The sequence below is a fragment of the Parabacteroides sp. CAG:2 genome (assembly GCF_000436315.1).
GTDB classification, from domain to species: domain Bacteria; phylum Bacteroidota; class Bacteroidia; order Bacteroidales; family Tannerellaceae; genus Parabacteroides; species Parabacteroides distasonis.
On sequence record NZ_FR885329.1, the window covers coordinates 23403 to 39369 of the forward strand.

A 15967-nucleotide genomic window follows, 5' to 3' on the forward strand; every position below is an offset into this window, starting at 1 on the left:
CTTCTAAGTGCTATTAATTTAGGTGAAAAAGATAAGTAGGAAACAGAAAATCGTGTAAAAAGTTTCTACATTTGTAGGATGAAACAGCGAGTAAAGACCCTATTGTGTGAATAGATGTAAAAGATCTCCACTTGGGTTAGAAAGAGAAGGTAACTGAAAAACAGCCTTGAATATATAATTATATACAAATATGGATAAACGAATGCTGAAAATTACGATTACTCAGTTAAGGCAGATCGCATTGTTTGCGGTTGGTATGTCTTTATTAACTGCCTGTGGAAACAGTCAGAGTGGTATGAAATTAGGGGATGCTGAGTTCGCTGTGATGGCGGTCAATTCAACGACTAGCGACCAAACAACATCCTATCCGGCTACCATCAAAGGTACGCAGGATATCGAAGTCCGTCCTCAAGTTTCTGGATTTATCGTGAAATTATGTGTGGATGAGGGAGCTACGGTTCGTAAAGGACAGGCGTTGTTCCAAATTGATCCTACGCAGTACGCTGCCGCGGTAGGTCAGGCTAAGGCCGCGGTAGAGATGGCGAAGGCAAACGTAAGCACTTTAACATTGACCGAGAAGAATAAGAAAACTTTGTTTGATCAGAAAATCATCAGTGATTTCGAGTATCAGACTGCCGTGAATCAGCTGATGTCGGCAAAAGCGAGCTTGGCGCAGGCGGAGGCTCAATTGGTTAGCGCTAACCAGAACTTGTCTTTCTGTACGGTTACAAGTCCCTCGAACGGTGTTGTCGGTACATTCCCGTATCGTGTAGGTAGCTTGGTAAGCGCTTCGATCGCTCAACCGCTGACTACCGTATCTGAGATCGGTGATATGTATGTGTATTTCTCTATGACGGAAAAGGAGCTATTGGCATTGACGAAAGCCGGTGGTACCTTGAAAGAGCAATTAGAGAAGATGCCGGCCGTAAGACTGCAATTGGCGGATGGCTCTACGTACCATCATGAGGGTAAGATTGATGCCGTGAGCGGTGTTATCGATCAATCTACCGGTTCTGTAAGCATGCGTGCTATTTTCTCTAACGAGGGAAATGTCTTACGAAGCGGTGGTACTGGTAATATCATCTTCCCATATACGATGAACGATATCATTACGATCCCTCAATCGGCTACCGTGGAGATCCAGGATAAGAAATTCGTATTTGTATTGCAGCCTGATAATACCGTGAAGAATACCGAGATCAAGGTTTCCAATTTGAATGATGGCAAAAATTATTTAGTGACGGGAGGCTTGAAGTCCGGTGATAAGATTGTCGTGGAAGGCGTACAGATCTTGAAAGACGGCCAGGAAATCCAGCCGATTACTCGTGAGCAGCAAAAGGCAAAATTCGAGCAGGCCTTGAAAGACCAGCATGACGGTAATTTGCAGACTGCTTTTAATTAATAGGTATATAGAATAAGACAAATATTCGCTTTTGTCGAGTAAAAACGAAAGATATGAAATTAGATAGATTTATAAACCGCCCGGTGCTCTCCACGGTGATTTCCATCTTGATTGTCATCTTGGGTTTCCTAGGCTTGATTTCCTTGCCGGTTACCCAATATCCGGATATCGCCCCTCCAACCGTTTCGGTAAGGGCAACTTATACGGGTGCCAATGCGCAAACGGTATTGAATAGCGTGATCGCACCTTTGGAAGACCAGATCAATGGTGTTGAGAACATGATGTATATGAGTTCCAATGCCTCTAATAATGGTTCCGCGGATATCTCCATTTATTTTAAGCAAGGAACGGATCCGGATATGGCGGCTGTCAATGTGCAGAACCGTGTATCTATGGCACAAGGTTTGTTGCCTGCCGAGGTAACGCAGATTGGTGTGACGACCCAGAAACGTCAGAACTCTATGTTGTTGGTTTTCTCCGTATACGCGGAAGATGATCGTTATGACTCAGAGTTTCTTGAGAATTACGCGAAGATTAACTTGATCCCGGAAGTCCAGCGTGTGCCGGGTGTCGGTGATGCCAACGTGTTGGGTACGGACTACTCCATGCGTATTTGGTTGAAGCCGGATGTGATGGCCCAATATAAATTAAGTCCGAGCGACGTAACCGTTGCCTTGTCTGAACAGAACGTTGAGGCCGCTCCGGGTTCGTTCGGCGAACAAGGAAATCAGTCTTTCCAATATACGATCCGCTATAAAGGACGTTTGCAAGAGGCTAATGAGTTTGAGCAGATTGTTGTAAAGGCTTTGCCGGATGGTGAGGTCTTGCGTTTGAAAGATATCGCCGATATCGAGTTGGGGCGTTTGACTTACAACTTTATCAACCGTGTAAATGGTCACGACGCCGTTACCTGTATCGTTTACCAGATGCCGGGAACCAACGCTACGGAAACAATTAGTAACATTGAAACCTTGCTGGAGGAAACCCAGTTGACAATGCCTCCCGGAATGAAGGTGAATGTTTCCATGAATGCCAATGACTTCTTGTTCGCTTCTATCCATGAGGTAATTAAGACTTTGTTGGAGGCGTTCGTATTGGTGTTTATCGTGGTATATGTGTTCTTGCAGGATTTGCGTTCTACGTTGATTCCGGCTATCGCTATCCCGGTTGCCTTGATCGGTACCTTCTTTATGTTATCCTTGATCGGATTTAGTATCAACTTGTTGACTCTTTGTGCTATGGTGCTTGCCATCGCTATTGTGGTCGATGATGCGATCGTCGTCGTCGAGGGTGTCCATGCCAAGTTGGACCAAGGGTACAAGTCGGCGAAACTCGCTTCTATCGATGCCATGAGTGAGTTGGGTGGCGCTATCGTCTCCATTACGTTGGTCATGATGTCCGTGTTTATTCCCGTAAGTTTCATGGGAGGTACGGCCGGTACGTTCTATCGCCAGTTTGGTCTGACGATGGCGATCGCTATTGGTTTGTCCGCTTTGAACGCCTTGACATTGAGTCCCGCCTTGTGTGCGATATTCCTGAAACCACATGATACGGAGCATAAGGATAAGAAAACGACCTTCGTTTCCCGATTCCATACTTCGTTTAATGCGGCTTATGATTCTTTGTTGACTAAATACAAGAAAAGTATCGTATTCTTCATCCAGAAGAAATGGCTTTCATTCGGTATTGTTGCCGCATGTATTGCGTTATTGGTGTTCTTGATGCAGGTTACTCCTACGGGTATGGTGCCGAACGAGGACACGGGTACGATTATGGGTGCCGTTACGTTACCCCCGGGAACTTCCCAGGAGCGTACCTTTGAGGTAATGAATAAGGTGGATAGCTTGATCGCTGCCGATCCGGCCGTTGAGTCTCGTACGGCGGTTGTCGGTTTTAGTTTCATCGGTGGTCAGGGGCCTTCTTACGGTTCATTCATCATCAAGCTGAAAGATTGGGAGGAGCGTTCTATGATGCAGAACTCGGATATCGTATATGGTAGTTTGTTCATGCGTGCCCAAAAGATCGTGAAAGACGCTCAGGTATTGTTCTTTACGCCGCCTATGATCCCGGGTTACTCAGCGTCCAGTGATATTGAGTTGAATATGCAGGATAAGACCGGAGGTAATTTGGATCGTTTCTTTGATATCTCCAAGGAATATATGGCCGCTTTGACGGCACGTCCGGAGATCAAGTCCGCTCAAACTACGTTTAACCCGAACTTCCCGCAATACGAGATCGATATCGACGCTGCCGCTTGTAAGAAAGCCGGTATCAGTCCGAAGGACATCTTGTCTACCTTGCAGGGATATTATGGTGGTTTATATGCCTCTAACTTCAACCGTTTCGGTAAGATGTACCGTGTAATGGTGCAAGCGGATCCCGATTTGCGTAAGAATATGGAGTCCATGAAGAACATCAAGGTAAAGAGCGGTAACGATATGGCTCCGATTTCCCAGTTCATTACGATGAAGAAGGTATATGGCCCGGATATCATCAGCCGTTTCAATATGTATACCGCCATCAAGGTCATGGTTGCCCCGGCGGATGGTTATACCAGTGGTCAGGCGTTGAAAGCGATTGACGAGGTGGCTAAGACAACGCTTCCGGCAGGTTTCGACTATGAGTTAGGTGGTATGGCACGTGAGGAGGCAAGTACGAGTGGCAGTACGACGGCTTTGATCTTCTTGTTGTGTTTCGTATTCGTTTACTTGCTGTTGAGCGCGCAGTATGAGAGTTACATCCTTCCTTTGTCCGTATTGCTCTCCGTGCCGTTCGGTTTGATGGGTAGCTTCTTGTTCGTCCAAGGTTGGGCCGCTTTGGGAAATATCCCGGCGTTGAAGATGATCGTAGGAACCATGTCTAACAATATCTATATGCAGATCGCCTTGATCATGTTGGTAGGTTTGTTGGCGAAGAACGCTATCTTGATCGTAGAGTTCGCTTTGGAACGTCGTCGTATGGGTATGAGTATCACATGGGCTGCCGTATTAGGAGCCGCCGCCCGTTTGCGTCCGATCTTGATGACCTCATTGGCGATGGTGGTCGGATTGTTGCCTATGATGTTCGCGTTCGGAGTAGGAGCGCACGGTAACCGTACATTGGGTACAGCGGCTATCGGCGGTATGTTCATCGGTATGATCTTTCAGATCTTTATTGTTCCGGTTTTGTTCGTGGTATTCCAGTACTTACAGGAGAAATTCAAGCCGATCGAATGGGAAGATTTGGATAACAGCGATATGAGTACGGAAATAGAACAGTACGCTAAAATAAAATAAGAGATGACAATGAAGAAACAAATTATATATATGGTATGTGCGACTGCTTTGTTAAGCAGTTGCCATATCTATAAGGCATACGAGCGTCCGGATTCCATCGATGCGACGGGAATTTATCGTGATCCGGTTTCCGAGACTGATACATTAGCCTCCGCGGATACGACCAATATGGGAAACCTTCCTTGGAAGGAAGTTTTTCGTGATCCGAAGTTACAGGCGTTAATTGAGGAGGGATTAGCCAATAATGTAGATATGCAGGCAGCCGTTCTTCGGGTAGAGGAAGCGAAAGTATTGTTGACTTCCGCCCGTCTGTCTTTCTTGCCTTCTATTAATTTCGCTCCCCAAGGGACGATTACATCGATTGGAAATAGCGAATACGTAAAGGCTTACTCAACGCCTTTGGCCGCTAGCTGGGAGGTTGACCTATTCGGAAAGCTCTTGAACGCGAGCCGTGGCCAAAAAGCCTCCTACTTACAGAGCCAGTATTCAAGACAGGCCGTGCGCTCTCAATTGATCGGTGGTATAGCGAATACTTATTATACCTTGTTGATGCTTGATCGGCAGGTGGAAATTACCGCTAAGACGGTTGATATCTATAAAGAGAATGTTCGTGTCATGGAGGCTATGAAGATAGCGGGTATGGCTACCGAGGCTGCCGTGACGCAAATGCGTGCCGCTTACCATCAGGTTTCCGGCTCGTTGATCGAGTTGGAGAGCCAGGTGCGTAGCGTGGAAAACTCATTGTCCGTGTTATTGGCTAAGGCCCCTCAACAGATTGATCGGGGTACTTTGGAGGAACAAGTAATGCCGGAGGATATCATGGTGGGTGTGCCTTTGCAATTGTTGGAGAATCGTCCGGACGTGAAGATCGCGGAGATGACACTTGCTAGTGCCTATTATACGACGAACAAAGCCCGTGCCGCTTTTTATCCGGGATTGAATATCACGGCGACAGCGGGCTGGACGAATGGTTCAGGCATCTCTGTCGCCAATCCGGGCCAATTTATGTTTCAAGCTTTGGCTTCGTTGGCCCAACCGATCTTCAACAATGGTAAGTTGGTCGCTAACTTGAAGGTATCGAAGGCAGAAGAGAAGATCGCTCAAATGAATTATCAGCAGACAATTCTGGAAGCAGGTAAGGAGGTGAGTGATGCTTTACATCAGTATGATGCCACGAGCAAGAAGCTTGTCCAAGATAGAGCGCAGATCGAGCAGCTAGAGAAAGCGGTGGCTTATACCAGCGCCTTGTTCCAGTCGGCTCAATCTACTTATTTGGAAATCCTTTCCGCACAGCAGAGCCTCTTGAGCGCTCAGTTGACGGAAGTGTCCGACAATGTGCAACGTATGCAAGCGGTTGTCAGTTTATACAGTGCCATCGGTGGTGGTAGAGAATAATAACCTTTAAATGTAGTAAAGTTATGATTAGTCCATTAGCATATGTAGATTCAAGCGCAAAGATCGGGAAGAACGTTACGATTCATCCTTTTGCGTACATTGATAAGAACGTGGAGATCGGGGATGATTGCGAGATCATGCCTCATGCCAGCTTGATGAGCGGTACACGCATGGGAAATCGCAACCGTGTATTTAACGGAGCTGTTATCGCTGCTGAGCCTCAGGATTTCTTTTATAAGGGAGGTGATACGATCGCCGTAATCGGAGATGACAACGTGATTCGTGAGAATGTGGTGATTAACCGTTCCTCGACAGCGGAAGGACGTACTAGTATCGGTAATGGTAATTTCTTGCATGAGGGGGTACATGTTTCTCATGATACGCGGATCGGAAATCGTAGTGTATTCGGCTATGGTAGTAAGATTTCCGGAAATTGCATCTTGGAAGATTACGTGATCTTCGGAGGCAATGTGTTGATGAGCCAAGGATCCCGGGTTGGGGCTTGGGCGATGATTCAAACCGGCTGTCGTTTCCGTAAGGATATCCCTCCTTTTATCGTAGCGGCAAAGGAGCCTACCACGTATTATGGCGTGAACTCTTTCATCATGTCTCATGAGGGATTCAGTGAAAAGGTTATCAAGCACATCAGTCATGCGTACCGGATCATCTTCCAAGGAAACAGCAGCCTTACGGATGCCTTGTTAATGATCAAGGATCAGGTTCCGATGAGTAAGGAGATCCAACATATTATAGATTTCGTTGGTGAGTCTAAATTAGGTATTGTCAAATAAATACCAATAACAAACGATAGGTAAAAGCCGAAGGAAATCATTTCCTCCGGCTTTTTTTATATAATGGAAGGACGGTTTGGTTAATAATGTTTGTTAAATAATGGTAAACGTGCAGCATTTGTCTCTTTTTAAGTGTCTTACTAATAAGACAACACGCAATGAAATCCAATAAAGGAGGTTTAATATGAAAAAGTCATTTTTATTATATCTTATCATGTCTGTATTTCTCATCGGTTATTGCGCTTGCGATAATGATGAGGAAAATTTTGATACGGCTACTACCGGACAAGTGATCAAAGTCCCGGATGATATCAAATCTTTTAATTCAGTTACAAAAGAAATCGTTTTCGAGAAGAATATTTCTATCAAGCAAGACGTGCTAGGCAATGAGAAGGTTGAATTCCGGATAGCTGGAAACGGTCACTTCACGGTAGGCAGTATCTCTTCGATAAGTTCCGTTATCTATAATGCCCCAGTCTTATTAGGGGATTATCAGAGATATTATTTATATGATGGATATCCTGTTGTAGATGTTCTACAAAATGAGGTAAGTAACCAAGAGGAAAGGGACGAAAACATGCAAAAGATAGAGAAAGCTTGGAGCAACTTCCTGAAAGTATTGAATGAGGCTGGAAAGTTGAAGTAGTAATTACCGGTTTGGGATGAAACGAATAAACTTAGTGAAGCTCGTATTGAACTAGTGAAGGCTTTTCATATTCAAACAAAAACTGTACTTTTGTCATAAATGCTTTACCGTGATCTTTTGAAATAAATCAATGGAGATACGTATGTATCTTCAGAGATTGAAAAACACGAATATTATCTTCGTTCCGTCGTAACTGTCCGTATCCACATAAAAAGAAAGAGGCCAACCCCGAAGGACCAGCCTCTTTTATCGCTTTAATAGAAATTCAAATTAAAGTGCACCCACTTCTTTCAAAGCCTCGTTAGTCTTATGAACAGCGGCAGCGCTCTTAGCGAACAACTCTTTCTCCTCAGCTGTCAATTCCAACTCAACGATCTTCTCGATACCGTTCTTGCCAAGGATAACAGGAACACCGATGCAAAGATCAGATTCACCGTACTCACCTTCCAAGTAAACAGAGCAAGGAACCATCTTACCTTGGTTGTGAATGATAGACTCAACAACAAATGCTCCAGCAGCACCCGGTGCATACCAAGCAGAAGTACCTAACAATTTAGTTAATGTAGCGCCACCAACCATTGTGGAAGCAACAACCTCTTGCAATTTCTCTGCGCTTAACAATTTGCTAACAGGGATACCTTTGTAAGTAGCCAAGCGAGCCAACGGAATCATTGTAGTGTCACCGTGACCACCGATTACCATACCCTCAACCTCGTTAGCGTTACAGCCTAGAGCCTGAGATAAGAAATATTTGAAACGAGAGCTATCCAAAGCACCACCCATACCGATGATACGGTTCTTCGGCAAGCCTAAAGACTTCAATGACAAATAAGTCATTGTATCCATCGGGTTAGAGATAACTACCAAGATTGCGTTCGGAGAGTATTTCAAGATGTTTTGAGCTACGCTCTTAACGATACCAGCGTTAACACCGATCAGTTCTTCGCGAGTCATACCCGGTTTACGAGGAATACCAGAAGTGATAACTACAACGTCAGAGTTAGCTGTCTTCTCATAATCGTTTGTGCAACCTACAACCTTAGTATCGAAACCTAGCAATTGAGCGGTCTGCATCATATCCATCGCTTTACCTTCGGATACGCCTTCCTTTACGTCTAGCATTACAACTTCGTCTGCCACTTCATTGAAGGCAAGAACATTTGCGCAAGTAGCGCCTACATTTCCGGCACCAACAACTGTTACTTTTGACATAATAAATAAGTTTTAGTATGTTATTACTTAATAATACGCTATGTTTTTTAACGATGGCAAAGGTACAATCTATTACGGAATAAAGAAATATTTCCGTATATATTTTTGAGGGACATTATTAAATATAGCTAAAGCCTTGTCGAGGCTTCTTGACAACTTGGTACGCTTTTATTTTTAAGATCTTGAGGAAATGTTGTATCTTGGGTGCGAACAAAACTTAACCGAGGGAAGTTTTATTTACATGGGTTATTAATCTTAAATCCAACGTACTTATGAAAGTTCTTATATATATCCGAAAAGTCCTGTTTTTGTTTCTGTGCGGGGCCTTGTCTTTCTCTTACGGCTACGGTCAGGAGCTGCCGCTTCTGCCGGATACGATCAAGCCTCTCTTGTCGGATTCCAATTTGATAGATGAGTTGATCACTGTCGGATATGCTACGGGCAATCGTAGTACTTTATCCGGTTCCGTAAATCGGGTGAATGAAGGGGGGATGAATGAGGGATTGATCTCTACACCCTTGGACGCTCTTCGGGGAAGGGTATCCGGCGTTAGTATCCCGGTTGGAGGAAATAGCGCCGCTGCCTTGGCTGCCGTCCGGGTCCGGGGTACAACTTCCTTAACGGGAGGTAATGATCCGTTGGTGATTATTGATGGGGTTTTTGCCGATCTTAATTTGCTTAGCTCGATCTATCCGGCGGATATCGAGAACTTCACGATCTTGAAAGATGCCTCGGAGACTGCTCAATATGGTTCTCGTGGTGCTTCCGGTGTTATCGAGGTAACGACAAAGAAAGGGCGGCAGGGAGCTTTTAGTATCAGTTATGATGGGAGTTTCGGTGTGGAGGCGGCTTATAAAAGTTTGGATATGTTATCGGCGAATGGTTTCCGGAAACTGGCGGAGGAACGTAATATCGGTATTTTAGATTTAGGGAATAATACGGACTTTCAGGATGAGGTCACCCGGTTGGGGTTGGTGCAGAATCATCATATCGCTTTTGGGGGTGGTTCGGAGACTTCCAGTTATCGTGCCTCCTTGGGATTTGTGGAAAGGGAAGGGGTTATCCGAAATACGAACTCACGTAATTTTACGACCAAGTTGAATATTACACAGCATGCGTTCAATGATCTTCTAGTCTTTGATTTAGGCATATTTGGTTCCTTGCTGAAAAATGCTTATTTAAATGACGTACAGAAGATGTTCTATTCCGCCGCTACTTTCAACCCGACATTTCCGAATCATAAGAATATGGAGACGGGTAGCTGGGATCAAATAACTAACGCTAGCCAGATCACGAATCCTTTGGCTTGGTTGGAGGTGAAGGATGATGATTCGAATGCTCATATAAATACGCACTTAAAACTGGTTTTTAACTTGAGTAAGCATTTAATGTTTACGGCTTTCGGTTCGTATACCTATAATGTAATAGATAACGCCCAATACCTCCCTACTTCGGTTTGGGCACATGGGCAGGCTTATCGGGGGGAGCGGAAAACAGAATCTTTATTGGGAGATTTCATGTTGGCCTATAAAAAAGACTTTGGTTTGCATCAGCTAAATGTATTGGGATTGGCGGAAGCTCAGAAAATGATAACGAGAGGTTTTTATACGACTGCGACGAATTTCAGTACCGATCGTTTTGGTTATGATAATTTACAGGCAGGTGCGGTACGTTTATGGGAGGGGACCGGTTCTTACTATGAGGCTCCTCATCTGGCTTCTTTCCTTGGACGTGTGAATTATATTTATGATGGAAAGTATATCGCTACCGTGAATGCCCGTGCGGATGCCTCTTCGAAAGTGGGGGCCAATAATAAATGGGGTTTTTTCCCTTCGGCTTCTGTCGCTTGGGTGTTGACCGAAGAGGAGTTTATGGAAGGTGTCTCGTGGGTAAGGAATTTAAAGATTCGTTCGGGATATGGCCTATCCGGTAATCAAGATGCGATCGATTCTTACAATTCTTTGCGATTGATGAAGCCTAATGGGGTTGTTTCCGTAAATGGTGCGCCCACCGTTACCTTGGGTACGATCCGTAATGCGAATCCGGACTTGAAATGGGAGGTAAAACGTACGTTCAATGCCGGTATCGATGCCGGGTTTTTCGACAATCGTTTTATTCTCGCCGTAGATTATTATAATTCCAAGACGGATGATATGTTGTATTTGTACGATGTAAGCGTTCCGCCTTTCGCTTATAATAAAATGTTGGCGAATCTGGGGTCGATGCGAAATAGTGGCGTGGAATTGGGTATTGGCGTCACGCCCTTGCGTACGAAAGATATGGAATTGAATATAAACGTAAACGTAACTTTCCAACGGAATAAATTGCTCTCCTTGAGCGGTTGCTATAAAGGGGAATATATGTCCGCCCCGGAATATACCAGCATCTCGGATTTAAATGGGGCTGGTTTCCATGGAGGGTATAATCATATCGTTTATCAAATGGTCGGACAGCCTTTGGGTGTTTTTTATTTACCGAAATGTACAGGTTTGGTTTCCGATGGGAATGGCGGCTATAAGTATGAGATTGAGGACTTGAACGGGAACGGGGTGAGTTTGGAGGATGGTGAGGATCGTTATATTGCGGGACAAGCCATGCCGAAAACACTTTTAGGCTCTAATATCAGTTTCCGGTATAAACAATTCGATCTATCAGTACAGATTAACGGAGCCTTTGGGCATAAGATTTATAATGGAACATCGCTAACTTATATGAATATGGATATATTCCCGGATTATAACGTGTTGCGAGAAGCCCCATCCCGGAATATCCAAGATCAGACGGCTACGGATTATTGGTTGGAGAAAGGGGATTATATCAATTTTGATTATTTGACGTTGGGTTGGAACGTGCCTCTGGGTAATTTAAGGAAATATGTAAGAAATGTACGACTTTCGGTTTCCGTAAATAATCTGGCGACAATTACAGGTTATTCGGGATTGACTCCGATGATAAATAGCTCTATCGTAAATAATACGTTAGGTATAGACGATAAGCGATCTTATCCGGTGGTTCGTTCCTATACGATGGGGTTGAGTTTTAATTTTTAAAAAGGTGTTCGTATGAGAAAGCTTTCTATTTTATCCTATATATTTGCGGGTTTGATGTTATCGTCGTGCGATGGCTATCTGAAAGAGGACCCTCGTGATCAGCTTTATCCGGAGGATGCGTACGATACCCCTCAGAATGTCTATCTGAATACGGTTGCTTCCTTATATAATTATATCGGAGGTTATAGCGATAGCCAAGGATTGCAGGGAACGTACCGGGGTGTCTACGACTTGAATACCTTTACGACTGACGAGGCCATGCTCCCGACTCGTGGCGGCGACTGGTATGACGGTGGTTTCTGGCAAGGTCTCTTCTTGCATAAGTGGGGAACGAATAGTGACGCTATCCAAGCTACTTGGGAATATCTGTATAAAGTAATCGTATTAAGCAATCAATCTTTAGAGATATTAGGCGAGTTGCGGCAAAAAACGGATTATAACGATTTAGATCGGTATGAGGCGGAGGTTCGTGCCTTGCGTGCGATGTATTATTATTATTTAGTCGATATGTTTGGCCGTGTCCCTCTTATCGTTTCTTCTTCCATTCCGGTGAAAGACGTGCGGCAGAGTGACCGGAAAGAGGTCTTTGATTTTGTTGTAAAAGAATTACAAGAATCCCTTTTGTTATTGAGTACGGCGCATAGTAATTCGCCCGGCGATTATTATGGAAGGATTACGAGACCGGTTGTTTATTTTTTATTGGCGAAGTTGGCCTTAAACGCAGAAGTGTTTACGGATAACGACTGGACGGATGGTCTGCGTCCGAATGGACGGGAAATCTATTTTAGGGTAGGCGAGAGGAAGTTGAACGCTTGGCAAACGGTTGTGGCGTACTGTGATTCAATAACGGACTTAAACTATAGCTTATCTCCGAACTATGCGGATAATTTTTCTGTATTTAATGAATCGTCCGGAGAGAATATTTTCACGATTCCGATGGATAAGAACTTATATACGAACCAAATGCAATATCTTTTCCGCTCCCGTCACTATAATCATGCCAAAGCATATGGATTGGGGGGAGAGAACGGCTCTTGCGCTACGATAGAGGCCCTTCGGGTATTTGCGTATGGGACGGACTCGGTCGATACCCGGTTTTATGAGAATTATTACGCCGATACGATGTTTGACCTCAATGGTGATACGATTCGGTTAGATAATGGGACTCCTTTGGTGTATTTACCTCTAGAAGTTAGGTTGGATTTGTCTAGGTTGCCTGCCGAGAAAACGGCGGGTGCCCGCATGAAGAAATACGAGATCGATAAGATGGGGACGAAAGATGGAAAGCTATCGGATAATGATATCGTATTATTCCGTTATGCGGATGTCTTGTTAATGAGATCGGAAGCGAAAGTGCGTAATGGAGAGAATGGGGATGAAGAGTTGAATGCCGTTCGTTTCCGTGTGGGAATGTTACCTCGTGAGGCGACATTAGAAAATATTTTGGCTGAGCGTCAACTGGAATTGGCTTGGGAAGGCTGGAGGAGGCAGGATTTGGTACGTTTTGGAAAGTTTACCCGCCCTTATACGGATCGCCCTCAATTACCCGATGAATCGAATGGCTATACCACCGTTTTCCCAATTCCCGATAAAGTCCGTTCCTTGAATCCTAATTTGATACAGAATCCGGGGTATTAACTTGGACTTTGGGTGAAAACAAAGAATTAGTTTTCACCCAAAGAGCATATCTTATTCTACATACAATACCAAACCTTTCAGATATTCACCTTCCGGATGGTAGATATTCACCGGATGGTCTGCGGGTTGGGTTAATTGATGCAAGATACGAACGCTACGACCGGATTGGGCGGCGGCGCTAAATACAGCTAAACGGAAGTTTTCCTTGCTGACAACCTGTGAGCAAGAGAAGGTAAACAAGATTCCTCCCGGCTTGATCTTCTCGAAAGCGATCGCGTTTAATTTGCGATACCCTTGTAAGGCGTTACGTAGTACATTCTTATGTTTAGCGAACGCAGGAGGGTCCAATATGATTAAATCATAATTACTTCCCATTTTTTCCAAATACTTAAACGCATCTTCCGCATATGCCTCATGACGGGGATCTCCCGGGAAATTCAACTCGACATTCTTTTTCGTCAAAGAAATCGCTTTCGCCGAACTATCTACGGAATGAACCACCTTAGCGCCTCCTCTCATCGCATAGAAAGAGAAACCGCCCGTATAACAGAACATATTCAATACGGAGCGATCTTTTGCGTAATGCTCTAACAAAGAGCGATTCTCCCGTTGATCCACGAAGAAACCTGTCTTTTGGCCTTTCTGCCAGTCTACACAGAATTTCAGTCCGTTTTCTATAGCGATATCTTCCACTTCGCCTCCGAATAAGTAACCATCTTCGCTACCTAAATTCGCTTTATAAGGTAAAGTCGCTTCCGATTTATAGTAGATGTTTTGTAAAGTATCGCCCAATACCGCTTTCAAAGCCTCCGCGATCTGATGACGGGCATAATGCATTCCTACCGAATGTGCTTGCATAACCGCCGTATGCGCATACATATCGATCACCAATCCCGGTAAGTTATCGCCTTCACCGTGAATCAGGCGGAACGTATTATTATTTTCTACCCCAGCCAGCCGCAAGGTCTTTCTGAGTTCGTAAGCGATACGGATACGTTCAACCCAAAAAGCATCGTTGATGGCGATTGGGCTGAAAGATAACACACGTACGGCGATACTGCCGATTTGGTAATGGCCGATCGCCAAAAAACGCTGGTTCGCTCCGTATACCTCTACCAAGTCACCCTCTTCCGGGGCGCCTTCAACAGATTGGATCGCTCCGGAAAATACCCATGGATGGAAACGCAATAGCGATTCTTCTTTCTTAGGCTTGAGAAAAACTTTACAATACTCCATTTATGCTTGATTCAATAAATTATATATTCTTAGGCAAGCCCAAGCATCGAGGGCCGCATATTTCTTTTGTGAGTCTGTCAATACATCCGCCTCCCAATTCGTGAGGCGTTGTCCTTTTGATATCTTTTTTTGGAAAAGTATCGCATATATCTTTTGCAGGCTGGCATCCTCGATGCCGAACTGGCCTACGTAATTCTGTAAATCAAGGAAATTGGCGGGTTCTATATCCGAACGCTTCCGTATCGCCCCGAAATCATCCCGTAAAGATAACCCGATCTTTAAGGTCGAACTGCTTTTCAGGAATTTCTCCAGAGATTCCGGTATACCGATATGATTCAAGCGGAACAAGAAACAAGTATCATCCGTTGATATCTGCATCAATGAGATCTTGTAACGCTGTCCCTTCTTAAAGCTGGGACGGGTCTCCGTGTCAAAACCGACGATCGGAAAACGCAGCAAGTACTCTACGGCCTTGTCTGCCTCCTCTTTACTAAGGATCGTAATGATACGTCCCTTGAATTCCTCTACGGTAAGTTTCGCTATTTCCTCTTTAGCAATTGTATGTATAAATTGTTGTATCATTCTTCCTCTTCATTCTTTTCCAAATCCTCATCACCACTGTAACGCACAGCGTGCAACGCTTTCAAGGCATTCAATAATTGCTGTCCCCAGTATTCTTGGAAGTTCGTGCGGCACAAAGCGATAGCCTCTTGCATAACTTCCTCGTTTCCTTGACGGAATAAAGATACGAAATTTCCTGTATCTTGATAGACATCAGCCAAGTTCTCGGAAATAAACGCTGCGATAGGAGTATCGCTATACCGCATATCCGCATGAAATGTTTCCAAATAGGAATCTCGTTCGCCAAGCAAACCGGCTATCCGTGAACGAACCGACTCGTACATGTCTTCTGAAACGGAAAGCTCGAGTTCGGTTTCCTCTTCAGATTCCACTTCGGGCAACAGGCTGGCCTTTAAGTATAATAGAGGCAGGAGTTTTGTCGCCTTATCTACGAAGTCGAAAAGCCCGGTATTTCCGGCGGTCTCAACAAAGGTACAATATTCCAGTGCTACCGTAACAAATTCTAGCGTGTTGCGCTCGTATATCGGATTTTCTTCTTTTTCCATGTGCCTGTTCGTCTAATCATTCTTGATAACAATTCGCAAAAATACAACAAAAATCCGTTTTTTTCGTGATAAAGTCCCGAATATTCTTTTTAGTCGGGGATTGCTCTCCTATATATTTCCTGTTTTATTATTTTTGTGCAATTAATAGAAGGAATGTTAATGATAGACTAATGTTGGATATACTAATTAGGATAA

11 protein-coding genes are annotated in these 15967 nt (G+C 44.3%); 7 read left to right on the forward strand and 4 right to left on the reverse strand.

The features are described from left to right. Positions 1-190 precede the first annotated feature (190 nt). The 5 genes from QVP94_RS17200 to QVP94_RS17220 all read left to right on the forward strand — a co-directional run bounded on the left by QVP94_RS17200 (position 191) and on the right by QVP94_RS17220 (position 7509). Positions 191-1402, forward strand: a complete 1212-nt coding sequence (locus tag QVP94_RS17200) for an efflux RND transporter periplasmic adaptor subunit (RefSeq protein ID WP_022193084.1) — start codon at positions 191-193, stop codon at positions 1400-1402. Between the two features lie 53 nt (positions 1403-1455). Further along, positions 1456-4677, forward strand: a complete 3222-nt coding sequence (locus QVP94_RS17205) for an efflux RND transporter permease subunit (protein ID WP_022193085.1) — start codon at positions 1456-1458, stop codon at positions 4675-4677. A 3-nt stretch (positions 4678-4680) separates the two neighbouring features. Beyond that, positions 4681-6072 (forward strand): TolC family protein, encoded by a 1392-nt coding sequence (locus QVP94_RS17210; protein ID WP_005865140.1) that lies wholly within the window; start codon positions 4681-4683, stop codon positions 6070-6072. A gap of 23 nt (positions 6073-6095) precedes the next feature. Next, positions 6096-6863 carry an acyl-ACP--UDP-N-acetylglucosamine O-acyltransferase gene (gene lpxA, locus QVP94_RS17215; RefSeq protein ID WP_022193086.1) on the forward strand — a complete coding sequence of 256 codons (768 nt, stop codon included), beginning with the start codon at positions 6096-6098 and terminating at the stop codon, positions 6861-6863. Positions 6864-7047: 184 nt separating this feature from the next. After that, entirely contained in the window at positions 7048-7509 is a 462-nt protein-coding gene (locus QVP94_RS17220; protein WP_022193087.1) for a hypothetical protein, read from the forward strand. Between the two features lie 270 nt (positions 7510-7779). On the opposite strand, the gene mdh is transcribed toward QVP94_RS17220, so the two are convergent. Further along, entirely contained in the window at positions 7780-8721 is a 942-nt protein-coding gene (gene mdh / locus QVP94_RS17225) for a malate dehydrogenase (RefSeq protein ID WP_005855409.1), read from the reverse strand. A 272-nt stretch (positions 8722-8993) separates the two neighbouring features. Here mdh and QVP94_RS17230 point away from each other — a divergent pair, with 272 nt between their 5' ends. Further along, positions 8994-11771 (forward strand): SusC/RagA family TonB-linked outer membrane protein, encoded by a 2778-nt coding sequence (locus QVP94_RS17230; protein WP_022193088.1) that lies wholly within the window; start codon positions 8994-8996, stop codon positions 11769-11771. Positions 11772-11783: 12 nt separating this feature from the next. Then, a complete protein-coding gene (locus tag QVP94_RS17235) occupies positions 11784-13409 on the forward strand; it encodes a RagB/SusD family nutrient uptake outer membrane protein (protein WP_022193089.1) in 1626 nt (541 codons plus the stop codon). A gap of 51 nt (positions 13410-13460) precedes the next feature. Here the strand turns inward: QVP94_RS17235 and QVP94_RS17240 are convergent, their stop codons facing one another. Genes QVP94_RS17240 through QVP94_RS17250 form a run of 3 tightly spaced genes read right to left on the reverse strand, consistent with a single transcriptional unit; the run spans position 13461 to position 15772 of the window. Next, entirely contained in the window at positions 13461-14645 is a 1185-nt protein-coding gene (locus tag QVP94_RS17240; protein WP_022193090.1) for a class I SAM-dependent rRNA methyltransferase, read from the reverse strand. Next, the gene (locus QVP94_RS17245) at positions 14646-15227 is read right to left on the reverse strand and encodes a 3'-5' exonuclease (protein WP_005855416.1); all 582 of its coding nucleotides are present in this window, start codon (positions 15225-15227) and stop codon (positions 14646-14648) included. Further along, complete coding sequence (locus QVP94_RS17250; protein WP_005865156.1) at positions 15224-15772, reverse strand: DUF5063 domain-containing protein; 549 nt, start codon at positions 15770-15772, stop codon at positions 15224-15226. Before QVP94_RS17250 ends, QVP94_RS17245 begins: the two co-directional genes overlap by 4 nt. Between the last annotated feature and the right edge of the window lie 195 nt (positions 15773-15967).